The sequence below is a fragment of the Pontibacter chitinilyticus genome (assembly GCF_039748935.1).
Classification (GTDB): domain Bacteria; phylum Bacteroidota; class Bacteroidia; order Cytophagales; family Hymenobacteraceae; genus Pontibacter; species Pontibacter chitinilyticus.
On record NZ_JBDIZJ010000004.1, the window covers coordinates 135000 to 154034 of the forward strand.

A 19035-nucleotide genomic window follows, 5' to 3' on the forward strand; every position below is an offset into this window, starting at 1 on the left:
AAATGCCTGTTACCGCTTCTTACGGTAGCCTGTATACTTTCGTTACCTGCGGGGCTTTCTCTAGCCAGAGCAGTAAATACTTATTACCCTTTGTGTTGCAGGAGTGAGCCCTTATACTTTCTCAAAGACCATCCGGTAATGGTCCATCACCTCCAGCTCAAAGCATACCCTGTTGGGGCTGATGCGGAATATTTCAATCTGGTTTCTTAGCTCTTTATTTGCTAAGTACCTGGGCAGAAGCGTAGCATAGAGCCAGTATTTACGGAAGCTAAACTGCCGGAAGCGTTTGCGCCACTGCCCGATGGTTTCTATATAATCCAGGCGGCCGCTGCTCTGCGAAACTAACCGAAAGCCTGGTGCTGCTGTCCGCAGGATCATCTCAGGGCCGTAGGGCAGCCAGGAACCGGGAAATTCCTTGATCATCAAAGCCAATACATGCGCCGCTGATCCTCTTTTGGCGGTAACGGTGATATCTTCGAAGGCGGGCATGTTTTTACTAAAGGTCATTGTCTGCAAGTAAAACCGGCCTCCTTCAGGCAATAAATCATATACATTCTGAAAGAAGTTGCGATACACCATTTCCTGTTTCCCTGCCTGCCACGCCTCTATCGAACAGAAATGCTCAAATGCTCCCACACTTACCACAGCATCAAACAACCCAAAATCCGTTGGCTTCACCTCACGGCAATCTTTGATGTAAACTTCCAACCCGTTCTTGCGACAGGCGTTTGCCTGTCCCTCCGATAAGGTTAAGCCAATGCATTGCGCCTGCCTTTCCTGCGTAGCATAGGTCACGAATGGGCCCCAGCCGCAGCCCAGGTCCAACACCTTACTGCCTTTGCCAATGTTCAGGCTGTCGGCTATAAACTGGTGCTTGGCCCGCTGCGCTTCCTCCAGCGTCATCGAAAAATTACCATCGTATTTTGCGCCGCTATAATCCGCTGCTTCCCCCAGGCTAAGCCGGAAAAGCTTGTCTATAGTGGTATAGGTAAAATCCAGGTCTTTTTTGCTAGCCATAGCGGCGTGGTTTAAGTAGAAACATCTTACCTAAGTTACACAATTTCATGCAATAATGCTTCAATTTTATACTTGATTATCAGACAAGTATACTTTTGAACCCAGCCATACTATACCTGTGGCAGCAACGGATAAAAGAAGGGATGTTGCTATACTTTGAAATTGAGTAGTGGAAGTAGAACAGCAACTTCTTCCTGCTTCGATGCAGCAGCGTAGCAGGAAGAAGTTGCTGTAAAGGCAGCTATTTGCAGCCTGCCGGTGCCTTGACATGAGCTTTAAGAGATGACAATAGTGACGGCAACAGGCGCCAAACAGAGGGGTGCACTCCGCACATATAGAAGAATTAGAATATTCTGTTTAAAGTGCAACAGATAGCTTTGTTAGTATAAAACTTAAACGCTTGCCCCAAGTATAATTCAACATCCTTTTGCAACTCTGGCTATAGCTAAATGATCGTATGAAGGAATTCAATAAAATTTCTTACCCTCTGAAATATAGTTAACTTTGCTTGCCAAAACCTATCACACGTAATGGAGGCCATACAAGAAACCAACTTCTCGTTTGCCGGGCAAACCGGCTTTTACAGAGGCAAAGTTCGCGACGTTTACTATTTCGAGGACAAACTGGCGGTAGTTGCCACCGACCGTATCTCAGCTTTTGATGTGGTATTGCCCCGTGCCATTCCGTACAAAGGGCAGGTTTTGAACCAGATTGCCAGTATTAATCTGAAAGCCACCGCTGACATTGTGCCTAACTGGGTGCTTTCCACACCGGATCCCAACGTAACAATCGGGCACCGCTGTGAGCCTTTCAAGGTGGAAATGGTGATTCGTGGTTACCTGGCTGGGCATGCCTGGCGCGAGTATAAAGCCGGCAAACGCACCTTGTGCGGCGTGAGCATGCCGGAGGGGCTGCGCGAGAACGACAGACTTCCTACCCCCATCATTACGCCCACCACCAAAGCCGACGAAGGACACGATGAGGACATCTCGCGTGAAGAAATTTTAGCCCGCGGTATTGTATCTGAGCAGGATTATCTTAATTTAGAGCATTATACCAGAGCACTTTACGCGAAAGGCACTGAGCTGGCAAAACAACGTGGCCTGTTACTTGTAGATACTAAGTATGAATTTGGCAAGTACAACGACCAGGTATACCTGATTGATGAGATACATACGCCAGATTCGTCGCGCTACTTTTATAGCCAGGGCTATGCAGAGCGGCAGGCGCAGGGCGAACCTCAGCGGCAGTTATCAAAAGAGTTTGTGCGGCAGTGGCTGATTGAGAATAACTTTCAGGGGAAAGATGGCCAAACAGTACCAGAAATGACCGATGAAGTAGTTGCTGGTATATCGGAGCGGTACATCGAACTATTTGAAGTTTTTACAGGCCATCCGTTTACAAAAGAAAGCTATGAAAATGTACTGCAGCGGGTGGAGCAGCACATAATTGAAAACATTTTTTAGCACCAAAAGTTACCATAATTAAAGTAGATTTTGGTACATTTGCTTTTAAATCCTTACTGGTAGATCTATGAAGTACACGATTGATAAAAAAGAAAACTACACAATTATCACGATAGATGAGAAGAAGCTGGATACGTCTATTGCACCGGATCTGAAGTCTGAGTTCGTGAAATTGAATGCTGAAGGGATCACCAACTTGATTCTTGATCTGAGTAACGTTAAATATACAGATTCTTCAGGCCTAAGCTCTATTCTGATCGCCAACCGCCTGTGCAACTCTTCTAACGGCCTGCTGATCATGACTGGCTTACAGGACCATGTGATGAAGCTGATCTCTATCTCTAAGCTGGAGTCTGTACTCAACATTCTGCCAACAGTTGAAGAAGCGATTGATCGCGTGTTTCTGCACGAGATTGAGCAGGACCTGACGAACAAAGAAGACTAACAACACCTGCCGATAGTGGATTTCGAACTCAGGATACTCGGCAGTTCGTCGGCCACTCCCTCGGCAAACAGACACCATACCGCTCAAATCCTGACGATTGGCAATCAGTACCATCTGATTGATTGCGGTGAAGGAACGCAGATGCAGCTGATGCAATACAAGATAAAGCATCAGCGCATCTGCAATATTTACATCAGCCACCTCCACGGCGACCACTATTTCGGGCTGGGAGGCTTACTATCTACCATGCACCTGCAGGGGCGCCTCACGCCACTGCATCTCTTCGGACCTCCCGGTCTCTCCGAAATCCTCAGTTTACAGTTTAAATACTCCGGCACCAACCTGTGCTATCCGCTTATTTTCCATGAGCTGGAAACCGGCCATTATAAAAGAATCTTTGAAGATAAGCAGATCACGGTGCACACGATCCCAATGGAGCACCGGGTGCCCTGCTGCGGATTTATTTTCAGAGAGAAGTCCAAGCCGCGCCCGCTCATCAAAGAAAAACTGCCTGATTTCCTAACACCACCACAACTGGTACGCCTGAAATGGGGTGAAGACATCAAAGACGAGCAGGGCAATATGCTGGTGCGTAACCAGGAAGTAACCCTGGAGCCAAAGCGGAGCCGCAGCTACGCCTACTGCTCCGATAGCCGCTATAAACCGGAGCTACTCCCCTACTTGCGCGGCGTAGACCTGCTCTACCACGAAGCGACCTTTACTGACGAGCTTCGGGAACGTGCCCATTATACTTTTCATAGTACTGCCCTGCAGGCCGCTGAGTTAGCCGTTGCCGCCGAGGTACGCCACCTGCTGATCGGTCACTTCTCCGTCCGTTATAAAGACCTTACCCCGTTGCTGCTAGAAGCCTTATCTGTTTTCACCAAAGTGGACCTGGCGACGGAGGGCAGCATATTCTGTATTAAAGAGCAGTAGATGTTCTGCCGCCAGCCAGCGCTCTTTCTCTCACACTACTATCTGCTGTGGTCGCTTCGGCTACTTTAGCCAGCGTAAAAGCACCTACAGCCATTGTCAGGTCCCGCACGGCAATATCAAAGTACTGGCCGCTCATGATCAGGTTCAGGGCAATGCCGATCAGCCAGGCCATCACCACATAAGCTCCCAGGCGGGGCCGCACAAATACCAGAACCCCGGCAATGATCTCAATCACGCCTACAAGCAGCATAAAAGTATGCGGTGTAAAAGGCAACATGCTGGCAACAGCAGGGCTCAGGTACTTCTCCCAGTCGGTAAGTAAGTTTATAAATTTGTCTAACCCGGCCACAATAGGCACAATTCCATAGGTTAATTTCAGAGTGGTTCTGATATGAAGCAGCACCTGGTTTTGCATTGCATTTTCCATTGTTTTTTCTCCTATATTATACTTGTTTAACAATTATGCCTGTTAGATGCGCTCAGAAACAAAGGGTTACAGAATCTTGTAACTTTTTTGGCCTGACTGCATCTAATACGAAAAGACAAGAAGTTATGCAGGCAAGGGAGACCCAGTACAGGCAACAACAGCTACTTGCTGACATCGAAGTGGTGGAGCGGGTAATAGCCGGAGAAAAGCAGCTTTACGAGATACTGGTAAGGCGCTACAACCAACGGCTTTACCGGGTAATCCGGGGATACCTCAAAGACGAGAGCGAGGTAGAGGATGCCATGCAGAACACCTACCTGAAAGCCTACGAAAAGCTGTATCAGTTTAAAGACGAGGCACAATTCTCTACCTGGCTGATCCGGATCGGTATTAACGAGGCACTGGGCAGGCTGCGGCAGCATAAGAAATCGGCTTCGCTGCATACAGCACCAGACAACCTGCCGGAGGTGCAGTTATTAGAATTACCTGATGTTAAAAGTATGAATCCGGAAACAAAGACAATTTACAGAGAGGCCCAGCAGCTCCTGGAGCAGGCGATTGAGGCCTTGCCACCTAAATACAAAATGGTATACATGCTGCGCGAAGTGGAGGAAATGAGTACTGCTGAAGTGATCAGTTGCCTGGACATTTCAGAAAGCAATGTAAAAGTGAGACTTCACCGGGCCAAGTCGCTGCTGAAGGAAAGCTTATACCAACTCTCCGCCTCGCAGGATGTTTTTACGTTTGGCCTGAAGCGCTGCGACAGGATTGTAGAAAAAGTTATGACCAAACTGGAAGCTGTTTAGCAGCTGCGGCATTTAACTAAGAGAAATTTTTCCTAAACTACTTTCAACTTACCACAGCCTAGTTCACCTATCAGCTGGCTATTCAAGTATGCCCCTAACGCATACTTGCCGGGCCATACTTACATCCCTCTGGTTGCAGCAGCCCTGCTCCAGCACTCAGCACTTAGCGCTCTAGCCTAAGTTGCGCTTAACTGAAGCTGTGCAAGTATAAACTTGCATAACTAGAAGTAGCTCTTCAGCCTTGGAAGGGTTAGGACTGGTTGACAGCAACTTGCGCTTTCCAATACAGTTATTCTTTTTCGCAGTTGTTCTTTAGCTAGCAAAGCAAAACACTTCCTTCAGAGTCTTCGAATGTATAGCTTTACTTTTTCTAAACCTTACATGCAGCTACAAGCAGGAAGATGACGATACAGATTTTAACCGTTCCCGGCCTTGGCGGTTCCGGACCCCAGCACTGGCAAAGCCTTTGGGAAGCACAGCAGACTTCTATCAGAAGAGTAGTGCAGGCCGATTGGGAAGCACCCAACTGCACGGAATGGGTACAGCAACTGCAGGCTGAAATCCAGCAGGCGGGCAACGAGATCGTGTTGGTGGCGCACAGCCTCGGCTGCCTGGCAGTCGTATACTGGGCACTACACCATGCCACCGCTCCGGTGAAAGCAGCACTTCTGGTAGCCCCACCCGATACAGAACGAGAGGACTTCCCTGAAACAGCGACCGGCTTTGCTCCGGTTCCCCTGCAAAGATTGCCTTTCCCATCTATAGTGGTCGCCAGTACAAACGATCCTTATATAACTTTAAAAAGAGTGCAGGAATTTGCCAACAATTGGGGCAGCGAACTGGTTAGTGTCGGAGATTGTGGCCATATAAATGCTGTGTCCGGATTAGGTGACTGGCCGCAGGGGAAAGTGCTGTTGCAGCGCCTCCTGCATCCATAAACAAGGTATAATCGACAGTACAACAGCGCCACTTGATTCTTAAAAAGAAAAGTTCCTATATTTATAGTCAAACCAGGAGACATTACGGCTGCTAATGTTCCTCCATTTAAAATTCTACCAATGGCTCAAAACAGAATATTTACTGCTAAGAATTGTATCATCGGAATTTTGGTGCTGCTGGTGCTGATCCAGTTCTTCAGGATTGATAAAACAAACCCGCCTATTGTGGAAGCGAAGGAGTTTGCAACCATTGCCAACCCGCCGCAGGATGTAGCGCTTATCCTGCATGAGTCCTGCTACGACTGCCATTCAAATACGACCACGTATCCCTGGTACTCCAATGTAGCACCCGCATCCTGGTTTCTGAAGCACCACATCAACGACGGCCGCCGCCACCTGAACTTCTCGGAATGGGGCAGCTATACGGCCAAAAAAGCTGATCATAAGCTGGAGGAATGTATTGAGATGGTAGAAGAAGGCGAAATGCCGCTGACTTCCTATACCCTGATGCACCCAGAAGGCAAACTGACTAAAGTGGAACAGCAAAAGCTGCTCGACTGGATTAAAGCCTACCGGAAAACAAACTCTTAAGGTACGCAGCAGGAGGTCCTTCCTTCAAGAGCCTCGTTACGTCTGATCACTTCTGCTGGCACTAAATTCACGGTCGTTGTGTCTGCGCTGTGTGGCACAACTTTTAACATCTGGCATCACACCCATGGCCACTACTACGTTACACGAACGCGAAAAAAAACGCATGCAGCTGTTTCTGGTGCTTAGCGGCATCTTTCTGGCAAATGCATTGCTGGCCGAGCTCATTGGGGTGAAGATCTTCTCAGGCGAGGCTATTTTCGGTATGCCGGGCGCTCAGTTCAACCTACTGGGGTACAAACTCGACTTTAACCTGACAGCCGGTGTCGTGATCTGGCCTGTGGTGTTTATCACGACCGATATTATAAATGAATACTTCGGGAAAGATGGGGTAAAAAAAGTAAGTATACTTACTGTACTGCTGATCCTGTATGCTTTCCTGGTGATCAGTGTGGTGACCAAGCTGCCCCCGGCCCAGTTCTGGCAGGAGCTCAACAGCAAAGATCCGCAAGGCAATGCTTTCGATATCAACTTTGCCTATAACAGCGTGTATCGCCAGGGCCTTGGCATCATCATTGGCTCTGTCACAGCGTTCCTGGTGTCACAGTTCCTCGATGCGACGGTGTTTCACTGGCTGCGCCGCCTTACGGGCAGCCATAAGATGTGGCTGCGTGCCACAGGCTCTACGCTGGTGTCGCAGCTCATCGACAGCTTAGTCGTGCTGTTCATCGCCTTTTACGCCTTTGGCAACTGGCCTCTGAGCCAGGTTATTTCCGTTGCTGCCATCAACTACATCTATAAATTCTTTATCGCCATTGTTCTTACACCGCTGCTTTATGTGGCGCATTATGTGATAGACAATTACCTGGGGCATGTAGCCGCCGAAGAACTTGTAGAAGAAGCGGCCATAGAAAGCGGCGACTAGATCGGCTTCCTGCTTCAAAAAGGCGGGCCTGCAAGTATAAACTGCTTGCCTCGTAGGTACCTGCCTTAGTTAAAAAGTAGCCCATGCTTTAGTAATATCTGAAATACTGCTCTATATTTGCAGCCTCTTATAAATGGCTGCACATTTAGCACATACTCAAATCTTCATTACAGGCTACGTACTACACGACCTGTAAGAGCACCCCGCTTTCGCCTTGGGCCGGGTATGGCCTACCTTTTCTATTATTTTATACTATTTGGCTGAAAGAACAATTATGTTCAAGGGAATCCTCATGGTTTTTCTGGGAGCTTGCAGCTTCGGAATACTCTCTACATTTGTAAAATTAGCATATACAGAAGGCTTTACCTTGGGTGATGTAACGGGCACTCAGGTATTTTTTGGGTTGATTATTCTTTGGGTGATCGTGTTGTTGCGAAAGCTGTGTGGCAGCAAAAGCAACAACACATCGTTCAGGGAAAAGCTACAACTGGTGGCCATGGGTACCAGCACCGGCCTGGTGAGCCTCTTTTATTACAAGTGCGTGCAAACGGTGCCTGCTTCTATCGCCATCCTGCTGCTGATGCAGTTTACATGGATGAGCCTGGCTGTGGACGCTGTTATGAAGCGCAAACTCCCTACCCTGCCGCAGCTTGGCATGGTGGCACTGGTGTTGCTGGGTACCTGCCTGGCCGGGCGTGTGTTCTCCGGTGGGTTGCCAGCGTTAGACTGGCAGGGCGTTGGATTTGGCTTGCTGGCCGCTCTTAGTTATACTGCCTTTCTCGCCATCAACGGTGCTGCCGGAAACAACCTGCACCCCACAACTAAAAGTGCCCTGCTGCTAACCGGGGCATGTATACTGATCTTCAGCATTTTCCCGCCTGTTTTTCTGGTGAACGGAGCGCTGGGGCATGGCCTGCTGAAGTGGGGGCTTATACTTGCTGTTTTTGGCACTGTGCTGCCACCGCTTTTATATGCCTATGGTATACCTCGTGCCGGCCTAGGCCTCACCGCCATTCTGAGTACGGCGGAGTTGCCGGTAGCCGTGCTCATGTCGCGTGTGGTGTTGCACGAAACAGTGTTACTGGTACAATGGTTGGGCGTGGCGCTTATACTTGCCGCTATTGTTCTCTCTAATCTCCACTCGATTCGCTTTAAACGGCAGCGCACCTCCCCATCAACCGTTTAAGCATTCAAAACTTCTAGCTATAGAATATAAAACTTGCCTCTGTGAAGGGCTTGTTTTTGTAGCCTGTCCGAGGTGATTAGTACCGATAGCAAATGCCTCCGGTTTAAAGATTGCACATATAGCGAATAGCCGTAGCACCTCCTCCTCTGCAGGATAAACAATAAATTGCGCTGTTTAGGGGTTAAAGAAAGGGAAGGTAGCCGCCGCAGGAAGAGGTAAGTCGGTTCGCTGTAACCAGTCTGCACCTGACAAGTATACCCTCCCGTACACGTAAACTGTAATCCTATGCTGAAAAATATCCTCCCGCTTTTCCTGCTGGCTGCACTGCAACTGAGCTGTAACCAGACCAAGGCAACTGATACGCTATCAGAAAAGCAAACGCCTGTTGCCACAGAACAAACGCAGCCACAAGCTAAAGGCGGCGGCACTTATGTTGGCACCATTCCCTGTGCCGACTGTGCCGGCATTAAAGTAGAGCTAACCTTAGTGGATGGCAAACAGAAAACATACCTGCTAAAGCAAACCTACCTGGGCAAAAAAGGCGCAGCCCCTACCGAAAGCCGCGGCAAGTGGTTTGCTGCCACAGGCAACAGCCAGAACGCAAAAGCCGTTATCTACCAACTAATTCCGGATAAAGCTTACGAGCCTTTATACTTCCTGCGCTTGAGCGATACACGCCTGAAGATGCTGGACCACGATCAGAACGAGATAAAATCGAAGGCTAACTATACTTTGCAGAAGCAGTAAAGCGGCTTGGGCCTGATGTGGAAAGAACAAGGTTTCGTTTCACCTGCTTTTTCGCTTATTTTGCGTCTGTTAACCAAACTCCTATACATGGCACGTTACCTTACCGGAATACAAAGCACAGGTCGCCCGCACTTGGGCAACCTGCTGGGGGCCATTATCCCGGCTATTGAGTTTTCCAGAACTGCAGACCAAGCGGCCCTGTTCTTTATTGCCGACCTGCACTCGCTTACCTCGATCCGGGATGCAGAAGTGCTCCGCCAGAATACGTATGCAGTTGCGGCGGCATGGCTGGCCTGTGGGTTCGATACGGACACACATGTGTTTTACCGGCAGTCGGATGTGCCCCTCGTAACAGAGCTAGCCTGGTACCTGAACTGCTTTGCGCCGTTTCCGATGCTGGCCAATGCGCACTCTTTTAAAGACAAATCCAGTCGCCGTGGACTGGCAGACGTAAATGCTGGCCTGTTTACCTATCCGGTGCTTATGGCTGCTGACATCCTGCTCTACGATGCTGATTTTGTGCCCGTAGGCAAAGACCAGGTGCAGCACCTCGAGATCACCCGCGACATTGCCAGCACCTTTAACCACATCTACGGCGAAACTTTTGTATTGCCAGAGGCTAAAACAGAGGAAAGCGTAATGACGGTGCCAGGGATTAACGGCGAAAAGATGAGTAAATCGTACGGCAACATCATCGATATTTTTGAGGCCGATAAGCCGCTGCGCAAGACCATCATGAGCATCGTAACGGATAGCACTCCGCTGGAAGAGCCGAAAGACCCTGATTCTGATACTACTTTTAAGCTGTATAGTTTACTTGCCACTCCTGCCGAAGTAGAGGTGATGCGGCAGAATTACATGGCTGGCGGTTATGGTTATGGTCATGCCAAGCAGGCGCTTTACGAACTTGTTATCAGCAAGTATGCCAAAGAGCGTGAACTGTTTGCTTATTACATGCAAAACCTGCCCGAAATAGATCGCAAACTGCACGAAGGAGCAGAGAAGGCCAAAGCCATAGCGATGCCTGTACTACAGCGTGCGCGCCAGAAGCTGGGTTATTAAGTAACACCAAAGTATGTTATACTTGAACAGGCGTACTTTCTTCCTGTTCAAGTATAACATACTTTGGTGTGTGCTTAGATCTACTGCGCCACCAGTTCCTGTACATGCGCAGCTGTTAAAGGTTTTTCCAGGAATGAATTGATGCCAAACTTCCGGATACGCTTTAGGTCCAGCGGGCTTGAAGAGGTAGAAAGGATGTGCACTTTGGTGGGCGCCTGCTCAATGCCTTCTATTTTAAAGTACTCCTCCAGAAAAGAAAAACCATCCATTACAGGCATTTTTATATCAAGCAAAATAAAGTGCGGATATTCTTCTATACTGGTTAACTGCCGGAGAAAGTTGATCCCGTCCAACCCGTTGATGGTGACATACACCTTTTTGACAAGGCCGGAATCATTTAAAAGCTTTTCGTGCAGAAAGTTGGCTATTTCATCGTCGTCTATGAGGAGTATCGTCTGGGGCTGCATGCTACTTGGGTAATGAAAAATAAAAATTGTACCGTGTCATTTGCTGCTAAAAGCAGTACTGAGAGATTTTTGAAAGAGACACCCCGCAAGAGCATAGCGCTTGTGCTTAAGCCGGAACTTGTCCCAGGTTCAGGCATTCGTACGCGTGTAGAATGGCTGCAACAAGCCATTCTACTATCCTATTGTGGCTGGCCGCGCTGCCTGGCTAAGAGCACCTGATAGGCAAACACAGTCAGGCTATTCCATTAACCTACTTAAAGCAATACGCATCTAATTTTTAAATGACTATACCTCTGGGCCGGGTTCTTGTATGATCAGGTCGGCCGAGGCCCGGTTTAGGGCAATCGGAATGTTGTTGATAACAGCTGTCCGGATAAGCGTCTGAATATCGTGCTCATGCCCATGCGGTGTTTCCGCATCAATAAAGAAGATAATTTTATCTACTTCGCCCTGCAGAATGCGGGCGGCGAGCAGGATATCGCCCCCGCTGGGGCCGTGCCCGAAAGGCTGTACATTCAGATCCAGCAGGTCGTTAATAAGTTGGGATGTGTTGGAAGTACCAATGAGTTTGGCCCCTTCCAGTAGCAGGTGGTTCTCTTTTACCCAATTCAACAGGTCGGTTTTCCTGTTGTTGTGCGCGATCAAAGCAATCGTTTTCATATAGTTTTATTTATGACAGCTTCTACGCAATACCCCTCCTGCATGGCTGTGCCTCGCAGAAGTATAAGGTATGCTGTAAACAGAGCGGCCTGGTAGTTTCAAAGTATAGCCGGGATTTCCGGCAGCAGCTTTCTGCAGAAAGGTATATAATTTGGGTCAGAAATTCCAGCCAGCGCCTATATTCTGTGGTAGCACGGGTTTGCCAAATCGCAGTGGTAAACCAGCTCCAAAACTGCAGGAGCAGCAGATGCTTGCCGCCTGAAGAAGCAAAACCAGCCGCTATACGACTTTATGCCTGCGCTTTTTATGCCGCTGTTTATACTTGTTTACCAGGTATAAGACTGTCAGACAGAGCAGCACACCCAACGTACAAGCACCCATGTCGCTCCACAAAAAGCCCTGCCCCAGCACCAGTTTGCCTAACGTTGTCCTCCGGATAGCCACCAGCCAGGGCGCCCGGCACAGCTGGCTTATCTCGATGCTGTAACAAATAAGCATACTACTTAGGGCGATACCAAAGGTTTTGCCTGAGCGGAAGAAATAGCTTACCAGCACAAACACCAGCATGGCATACAGCACATCGCCTGTCATCAGCGGCACGCCGGTTATTTTCCGCGACAGCAGCCCGGCGGTAATAACCACCAGCAGCAGCAAAAGGTACTTTATTGTGCGTTTGGCTGGATTCAAAGTATAGTTGGGGAGGAGGAGGTTAAACTGCTGGCAAACGGCCTGGTAGCACATCTTTTCAGGTGGCCATGGTGTAGCGCTTGTACAACGTTGTGATGGTAACTGCCTTCCACCCTGAACTGGTAAACAACTGCTTATGCATAACAACTTTTATCTGGTCGCTGTCTTGGATGGTAACTACATCAGGTAACGGAAAGAGCATCGCATCTACCTGCTGCTCGTCAGGTACTATCTGAAGGGAATCGACCGAACTAAAGGTGAAATACCGCACGACACCCTGCGTCGCATAATTTATAACCGTGTCTGCGTTTGCAGTTGAGAGGAACTGCTGCTCCCAGAACTGCGTAAATGTAGGCAGGACTCCATCAGGGTTATACGCCGGCAGAGGTATCCGGATTTCCAGTTCCGCATCAGACAACAGGCCTATCTCCTGTAGCAAATCAGTGGAGGCTTTCCCGTCACGGTTAATGTCTACGGCCTCACTGCTAGTAGAGCGCACGATCTTATACTTGCCATGGAACCTCGAATATTGCTGCGCATCTTCCTGCGGCGTTATTTCTGTGTCGGAGCAACTTGCAAATGCTAAGATCACGAGCATGGCTCCTAGTACTTGTAAACATGTTTTCATAGAGGATATGGATTAGTAAATGAAGAGGCGTTTTCAGTGTAATTTAATGATAACGTTCCGCGTATTGGCGATGGGCGGTATTTTTAGCACTGAACTTCAATCGAAGAGCGAAAGTTGAATTTTGCACTTCCGTTGATACGAAGCTGTTCATCCCGCCTATTGCCAATACGATGTTAGCAGCTTGTGCCTTCACTTTTTAATAGTCTTTCAGGTTCAAGCTATGGTCGGTAAATTGTTTCACAAACAACTTGGTTACAAACGGTAAAGCCATTAAACCTACTACGAAATTTCGCACCCAAATTCCGAAATTGTTTTTAGGGACAAACTGTTTTGCGAACTTTTGTGCCAATCGCTGTTTTTCGTCTATGAATGGTTTGAAAATATTTTGATATTGTCCAAACGCAACTTTGTAATTCCCGTTTGCGTTTTTCAGTTCGCCTGCAAGAATATAAGCTCCAACCATTGCAAGTGTTGAACCTTGTCCCGATAGCAAAGACGGACAATCACAAGCATCACCAACCAAGGTAATCCGGTCCTTTGACCAATTAGTCATTTGAATTTGGCTTACTGTGTCAAAATAAAAATCGGGTGCTTTGTCCATTTTTGAAAGCAAGTCAGCGCATTTCCAACCTACGTTTTTAAATTCACTTCTTAGAATTTGTTTTTGTGCTTCTATATCGCGGTGATTGTATGATAATTTTTCAGGCGAAGTGAAAATGTAAAATACAGTCATCTTCTTGTCGTTAGTGGAATAGATAGCCACTTGCTTGCCCGGAACGTTATACATTTTAAATTCTCTGTCGCTGTATGTAGCATCGTCAATAGTGTAAGAAGCCGTGTAATAGTTATAAAATCTTGCAAATTGTGCTTCACTTCCAAAAATTTGGTTTCTCACGTTTGAATGCAAGCCGTCAGCACCTACAAGCAAATCAAATTTTCGAGTGTTGCCACTTTGAAAAGTTACAGCAACTTCATTCTCGTTTTGGTCTATTTTTGTAATGGTGTCACCAAAAATAATTTCAATGTTTTTGTCGAGATTGTCGTAAATCGCCTTTGCCAAGCCACTGCGAAGTAGTGCAAAAGCACGACCATTTAGCTGTTGCGTAATTTTTGCATAACTCAAACCGCCTTTGCGTTTGTCGTCTTCGTCAACAAAAGAAAGTTCCGAAATTTTAAGGTCGGCTTTATATAAGTCGGGTAAAATTTCCATTCGTTCTGCCACGTCAAAACCCGCACCCCAGAAATCAATCGCATAACCACCTTCACGTAATTGGGGTGCGTGTTCTACAATGGTAGGACTAAAACCAAATTTTTTCAACCAAAAAGCAAGAGCTGTCCCTGCTATTCCTGCTCCTGATATTAAAATGTTCTTATTGTCCATAGTTCTTTGTCGTGTTTTGGTCTGTCGCTCGGCATCGCCGCTAACGGTGCTGGTACAGGCAGCGAACGAGGCGCAGCCGAGTATGGAGCCTGTACTGTGTTACCTGCCATTTTTGTTTATTTTCTCAATCCAATTTTCTTCGAATTTCTCATCTTGCGAATTCTGTTCAAATTCATTTGAAGTGTACCTGAACCAAAACCTTTCTTGTCTATCTGTTGAGAATTCATCAAATTCCCCGCTCTTTATCTGGCTATATAAGATGTATTCTTTTGATATTAATCCTTCTGCATTAGGGCCATCAGTTTCGGTAGCCAAATAGTCAGGTCTTCCATCTAAGTTGAAGTCGTACAGTTCAAACTCAAAATCTGTTTTGAATCTGCCGAAGTAGCTTTGTTGCCCTGTCTTCAAATCATAGATGATTTGGTAACTAACACTACAACCAGTTCCTGTGCAAGGTTCTGAACCAAGGACGAAGCCAATTAAAGATTCTTCTTCATAAATTTTTGCTTGTAGGAGAAAATTGGCGAAGTTCAAGCTGTGCTTTCCAGATTTTTCAACTGAGTTAATTGTCACTTTATCACTTGTAGAAATTGAATGCCCGTCAATAGAAATTTCAATCCCGCTGTCTAACTCCTTCCAAACTATATGGTGGATTAAGAGAGTAAATTCTTTTCTTCCATCATTTTTATATATCAAGGTTGGTTTTATAGCATTACTACTAAGGTAGCTTTCAATCATTTTTTCATGGCTGACTTGTTTAGAAGTATCACCAATTTTGTCAGGAGTTGAAAAGCAGCCCGATACTATGACCAGACTAGCAAGAAATATTAACTTTGACTTCATTCTTTAAATTGCAGCTAACTACTTGCTAACAGGAGTACTACTCCTGCTAACTGTACTATAAATGGAGACGGCTTTACCTATTCTGCTATTTGCAATATCCTCCGCCATTATATTCCAATGTTTTAATATAGTAAATTAAACAAAAAAATGTACTGGACTGGACAATATTTACATACATAAAAAGCCGTACTTACCAGCTCCCGAAGGCACTGGTAAGTACGGCTTCTAGCACGCGCAAACGGCGGCTTATACTTGTTTATACTATCTGACTACTCAGCCGTCCAGAGCACACGCTCCTGGTCAGCGAGGATCAGCAGCACACGGGGCGGATTGGCTACCAGCACCAGGCGCATCTCTACGCCCGGAAATGAATCAGACTCCACCCAAACACCTTCTTTCTCATCTTCCTCGCGCTCTGTTCCGTCCAGCGAGCTGGCCAGGTACGCGGTGGGCAGCAGAATGTCTGCATCGGATTTTAGCTTGCCGTGCACATCTTCCAGTACATCTTCCATGTAGTCGCCATACTCCTCATTAAAGTCGTCTTCCAGGTCGTGCAGTTCCTCCTCGATGTCATCATAGCGGGCATCGTTGTAATCTAACGCGTTCAGCTGCTGCTTCTTTTCCAGGATAGCAACGATGGAGTTGTTCAGGTCTTTTGCGTTCATGTAGCGTATACTTTTTTACAAAGTTGACAACATGCCCTAGCAATTGCAAGTATTGGCTTTGATTATTTGCCCGAAGCCGGCAAAACAGCTGTAGCCGTAGCACAAAACTACTGCGCCACCACGTGCGCTGCTACAACGTACATACAATTGCCGGCAGGTGCTTTACCAGGCAATAATTAACGGTTGGGCGGCACACCAACGCTTCGAAACAGGACAACCTTTCGCAGAAAAATAAAGTATAGGCCCGTGTAAAAGTGAGCTAAATTCCTTTATTTTGAACTATCCATCACACCTGCTCTTCGGCTTGTGCTTCCGGCACAGGTAGGGTTGGTGTGATTTTTTATGTGCCACAACGCATTTACCTTTTCAACTTACTTTAGCAGCAGACTATGATCGAAACAAGTATACGCCAGAAAATTGACGCATGGCTCGCCGGCAACTACGACGAGGACACCAAAAATGAAATTAAAGGCATGCTGGAGCGCCAGGAAAACGAGACGCTGTCGGATGCCTTTTACCGCGACCTGGAGTTTGGCACCGGCGGCCTGCGCGGCATTATGGGCGCGGGCAGCAACCGTATGAACCGTTATACCCTGGGCATGGCCACACAAGGCCTGAGCAATTACCTGATGCGCAGCTTTCCGAACCAAGCCATCAGTGTCGCCGTGGCGCACGACAGCCGCAACAACTCGGATAAGTTTGCGCGCATTGTTGCCGACATTTTCTCTGCCAACGGCATTAAAGTATACTTGTTTGAGGCACTACGGCCCACGCCGGAGCTGTCGTTTGCCATCCGCCACCTGGGCTGCCAGAGCGGTGTCGTGATCACGGCCTCGCACAACCCCAAAGAATACAACGGCTACAAAGCCTACTGGAACGACGGAGCGCAGGTAACAGCGCCGCACGATAAGAACATCATCGACGAGGTAAACAAAATCAAGTCGATTGACGAGGTGCTATTTATCCCCAACCCGGCCAACATCGAAATGATCGGAGATGAGGTGGATGAAGCCTACATCGAACGGGTACTGGGTTTATCTATTTCGCAGGAGGCCATCAAGCGCCAGCACGACCTCAAGATCGTGTACACACCGCTGCATGGTACCGGCATCACCCTGGTACCTAAAGTGCTGGAGCGCTTCGGCTTTACAAACGTTACCATTGTGGAGGAACAGGCAGAGCCAAATGGTAATTTCCCGACGGTAGTATACCCGAACCCGGAGGAGAAAGAGGCCATGACGCTGGCTCTGAACAAAGCCAAAGAACTCGATGCTGACCTGGTATTGGCCACAGACCCGGATTCGGACCGTGTAGGCATTGGCGTGAAAAACCTGAAAGGTGAGTTTGTGCTGCTGAATGGCAACCAAACAGGCTCGCTGCTCATCAACTACCTGTTGCAGGCCTGGCAGCAAGCGGGCAAGCTAACCGGAAAAGAATACGTAGTGAAGACCATCGTAACTACCGACCTGATCAGGAAAATAGCAGAACATTACAACGTGAAGCTGTACGAAACGCTGACTGGCTTTAAGTATATCGCCGGCATTATCCGCGACCTGGAAGGCAAGGAAACGTACATCGGTGGCGGCGAAGAAAGCTACGGCTACCTGGCCGGCGATTTTGTGCGCGACAAAGACGCGATCTCGTCCTGCGCCCTCATCGCTGAAATGGCCGCTGTAGCCAAAGACAAGGGCCAGAGCCTGTTTGAGATGATGGTGGAGATGTACTCGACCTATGGCTTCTACAAAGAGGACCTGGTTTCCATCACCAAAAAAGGCATGCGCGGGGCCGAAGAGATTCAGCAGATGATGGCCGATATGCGCAGCAACCCGCCGCAACAGATTGCCGGTTCTGACATCGTAGCGATAAGCGACTATAAATTCAGCACCCGTAAAAACCTGGTGACCGGCCAGGAAACCAAGCTGGATATGGAAAGCTCTAACGTGCTGCAGTACCTGACAGCAGACGGCAGCAAAATATCAGCACGCCCATCTGGCACGGAGCCCAAGATAAAGTTTTATGTGAGCGTGAACGAGCCGCTTGCCTCCGCCGCTGACTATGACGCAACGGAGCAGAAGCTGAACCAAAAGATACAGCAGATGCTGGAAGACCTGAACCTGAAGTAGGCGCTACTGCCGAATAGTTAAATTACCTAAATGGCTGCGTAGCCGGGAAGTATGGCTTCCTACCACGCAGCCATTTTTATTGAAGCTGCCACGGCTGCAATCCAATACCCGCGCGCCTACTTGTCTGCACGATGTACGTTAGCTATACTTCTAGGCTGCAAGTGTTGTACCTTTACACCATTGCACCACCTATTACAATTTAAATTTTGCTGATGAACGAGTTATTCCAATCTATAAAGCAGGTTATCGAAACGCGCCGCACCACCAAGCCACCGCTGATGAACGGCCAGCACATTCCGGACGAGCAGGTGAAGCAACTGCTGGCGCTGGCCGACTGGGCGCCGACACACGGCCATACCGAGCCCTGGCGGTTTCATGTATACGCGGGCAGCAAAGCACAGGCGTTCTGCCTCTCACATGCCGAGCTGTACAAGCAACAAACAGCGCCAGAGCGTTTCCTGGAGGTTAATTACGAAAAGCTCCTGCACATGGGCGATAAAGCCTCGCACATACTAGTAGCCTACATGCGCCGTGGCGACCTACCCAAAATACCGCCGCTGGAAGAAATTGCCGCCACTGCCTGTGCTATTCAGAACCTGCTTTTGGGCGCTGCCGCGCTTGGGTTGGCCAGCTACTGGGGCTCAGGCGGCATGGCCTACCACCCGAGTATGAAGGAGATGCTGCAGCTGCGCGAAGAGGATGTCGTGCTGGGCATTTTATACTTAGGTTATGCTGAAAGCCCTACCGGCCCCGGTAAGCGGCATGTACCACTGGAAGAGAAAGTAGCGTGGCATGGCTGAAACTTGTAACTGCGGGATGCTGAGGTAGCGGGGGTTATACTTTGTATAGCCTTTATAAGCTTGCCTGCTTACGCTATTTAGTGCCTCGCACAAATGCCACAACAATATAATATTAAGGCAGTTCTAGCCTTTGAATAACCATTGAAAGCTTGCCAAAGCCAAACAGCACAAGCCTTTACCTGCACCGGACAGCAGCAGGAGCCTGCCTCTCGTAACAGCGCTGTTTACTATACTTGCT

21 protein-coding genes are annotated in these 19035 nt (G+C 48.1%); 12 read left to right on the forward strand and 9 right to left on the reverse strand.

Annotation, left to right across the window (positions count from 1 at the left end; all coding sequences use genetic code 11):
• Positions 1 to 111: 111 nt before the first annotated feature.
• On the reverse strand, positions 112 to 1017 hold the full coding sequence (locus ABDW72_RS08745; RefSeq protein ID WP_347158163.1) for a class I SAM-dependent methyltransferase: 906 nt from the start codon (positions 1015 to 1017) through the stop codon (positions 112 to 114).
• A 530-nt stretch (positions 1018 to 1547) separates the two neighbouring features.
• Between ABDW72_RS08745 and ABDW72_RS08750 the strand changes: the two genes are divergently transcribed.
• The 3 genes from ABDW72_RS08750 (at position 1548) to ABDW72_RS08760 (ending at position 3864) form a co-directional block, all read left to right on the forward strand.
• Positions 1548 to 2483 carry a phosphoribosylaminoimidazolesuccinocarboxamide synthase gene (locus tag ABDW72_RS08750; RefSeq protein WP_347158164.1) on the forward strand — a complete coding sequence of 312 codons (936 nt, stop codon included), beginning with the start codon at positions 1548 to 1550 and terminating at the stop codon, positions 2481 to 2483.
• A 67-nt stretch (positions 2484 to 2550) separates the two neighbouring features.
• Positions 2551 to 2928, forward strand: coding sequence for an STAS domain-containing protein (locus ABDW72_RS08755; protein WP_196266546.1), 378 nt, complete (start codon positions 2551 to 2553; stop codon positions 2926 to 2928).
• A gap of 15 nt (positions 2929 to 2943) precedes the next feature.
• A complete protein-coding gene (locus ABDW72_RS08760) occupies positions 2944 to 3864 on the forward strand; it encodes a ribonuclease Z (RefSeq protein WP_347158165.1) in 921 nt (306 codons plus the stop codon).
• Here the strand turns inward: ABDW72_RS08760 and ABDW72_RS08765 are convergent.
• Entirely contained in the window at positions 3851 to 4291 is a 441-nt protein-coding gene (locus ABDW72_RS08765) for a hypothetical protein (protein WP_347158166.1), read from the reverse strand. The genes ABDW72_RS08760 and ABDW72_RS08765 overlap by 14 nt on opposite strands.
• Positions 4292 to 4416: 125 nt before the next feature.
• Here ABDW72_RS08765 and ABDW72_RS08770 point away from each other — a divergent pair, with 125 nt between their 5' ends.
• The 7 genes from ABDW72_RS08770 to trpS all read left to right on the forward strand — a co-directional run bounded on the left by ABDW72_RS08770 (position 4417) and on the right by trpS (position 10543).
• Positions 4417 to 5097, forward strand: coding sequence for an RNA polymerase sigma factor (locus ABDW72_RS08770; protein WP_347158167.1), 681 nt, complete (start codon positions 4417 to 4419; stop codon positions 5095 to 5097).
• Positions 5098 to 5498: 401 nt separating this feature from the next.
• The gene (locus ABDW72_RS08775) at positions 5499 to 6035 is read left to right on the forward strand and encodes an RBBP9/YdeN family alpha/beta hydrolase (RefSeq protein WP_347158168.1); all 537 of its coding nucleotides are present in this window, start codon (positions 5499 to 5501) and stop codon (positions 6033 to 6035) included.
• A 120-nt stretch (positions 6036 to 6155) separates the two neighbouring features.
• Positions 6156 to 6626: a heme-binding domain-containing protein gene (locus ABDW72_RS08780; protein WP_347158169.1), complete on the forward strand. Its 471-nt coding sequence runs from the start codon at positions 6156 to 6158 to the stop codon at positions 6624 to 6626.
• A gap of 124 nt (positions 6627 to 6750) precedes the next feature.
• Positions 6751 to 7548, forward strand: coding sequence for a queuosine precursor transporter (locus ABDW72_RS08785; RefSeq protein ID WP_347158370.1), 798 nt, complete (start codon positions 6751 to 6753; stop codon positions 7546 to 7548).
• A 274-nt stretch (positions 7549 to 7822) separates the two neighbouring features.
• Entirely contained in the window at positions 7823 to 8734 is a 912-nt protein-coding gene (locus ABDW72_RS08790) for an EamA family transporter (RefSeq protein ID WP_347158170.1), read from the forward strand.
• A gap of 285 nt (positions 8735 to 9019) precedes the next feature.
• On the forward strand, positions 9020 to 9481 hold the full coding sequence (locus ABDW72_RS08795; RefSeq protein ID WP_347158171.1) for a copper resistance protein NlpE: 462 nt from the start codon (positions 9020 to 9022) through the stop codon (positions 9479 to 9481).
• 87 nt (positions 9482 to 9568) lie between these two features.
• On the forward strand, positions 9569 to 10543 hold the full coding sequence (gene trpS / locus ABDW72_RS08800) for a tryptophan--tRNA ligase (RefSeq protein ID WP_347158172.1): 975 nt from the start codon (positions 9569 to 9571) through the stop codon (positions 10541 to 10543).
• Between the two features lie 80 nt (positions 10544 to 10623).
• On the opposite strand, the gene ABDW72_RS08805 is transcribed toward trpS, so the two are convergent.
• The 7 genes from ABDW72_RS08805 to ABDW72_RS08835 all read right to left on the reverse strand — a co-directional run bounded on the left by ABDW72_RS08805 (position 10624) and on the right by ABDW72_RS08835 (position 15874).
• Entirely contained in the window at positions 10624 to 11010 is a 387-nt protein-coding gene (locus ABDW72_RS08805; RefSeq protein ID WP_347158173.1) for a response regulator, read from the reverse strand.
• A 285-nt stretch (positions 11011 to 11295) separates the two neighbouring features.
• On the reverse strand, positions 11296 to 11670 hold the full coding sequence (locus ABDW72_RS08810) for a methylglyoxal synthase (RefSeq protein ID WP_347158174.1): 375 nt from the start codon (positions 11668 to 11670) through the stop codon (positions 11296 to 11298).
• A gap of 279 nt (positions 11671 to 11949) precedes the next feature.
• Positions 11950 to 12411, reverse strand: coding sequence for a ribosomal maturation YjgA family protein (locus ABDW72_RS08815; RefSeq protein WP_347158175.1), 462 nt, complete (start codon positions 12409 to 12411; stop codon positions 11950 to 11952).
• Between the two features lie 4 nt (positions 12412 to 12415).
• On the reverse strand, positions 12416 to 12985 hold the full coding sequence (locus ABDW72_RS08820; RefSeq protein WP_347158176.1) for a hypothetical protein: 570 nt from the start codon (positions 12983 to 12985) through the stop codon (positions 12416 to 12418).
• A 196-nt stretch (positions 12986 to 13181) separates the two neighbouring features.
• Positions 13182 to 14366: an FAD-dependent monooxygenase gene (locus ABDW72_RS08825; RefSeq protein ID WP_347158177.1), complete on the reverse strand. Its 1185-nt coding sequence runs from the start codon at positions 14364 to 14366 to the stop codon at positions 13182 to 13184.
• Between the two features lie 99 nt (positions 14367 to 14465).
• Positions 14466 to 15209 (reverse strand): hypothetical protein, encoded by a 744-nt coding sequence (locus tag ABDW72_RS08830; RefSeq protein ID WP_347158178.1) that lies wholly within the window; start codon positions 15207 to 15209, stop codon positions 14466 to 14468.
• 269 nt (positions 15210 to 15478) lie between these two features.
• Positions 15479 to 15874, reverse strand: a complete 396-nt coding sequence (locus tag ABDW72_RS08835) for a hypothetical protein (protein WP_347158179.1) — start codon at positions 15872 to 15874, stop codon at positions 15479 to 15481.
• 389 nt (positions 15875 to 16263) lie between these two features.
• Between ABDW72_RS08835 and ABDW72_RS08840 the strand changes: the two genes are divergently transcribed.
• Together ABDW72_RS08840 and ABDW72_RS08845 are read left to right on the forward strand one after the other, a co-directional pair.
• Positions 16264 to 17997, forward strand: a complete 1734-nt coding sequence (locus tag ABDW72_RS08840; RefSeq protein WP_347158180.1) for a phospho-sugar mutase — start codon at positions 16264 to 16266, stop codon at positions 17995 to 17997.
• A gap of 212 nt (positions 17998 to 18209) precedes the next feature.
• Positions 18210 to 18797, forward strand: coding sequence for a nitroreductase family protein (locus tag ABDW72_RS08845; protein WP_347158181.1), 588 nt, complete (start codon positions 18210 to 18212; stop codon positions 18795 to 18797).
• The last annotated feature ends 238 nt before the right edge of the window (positions 18798 to 19035 follow it).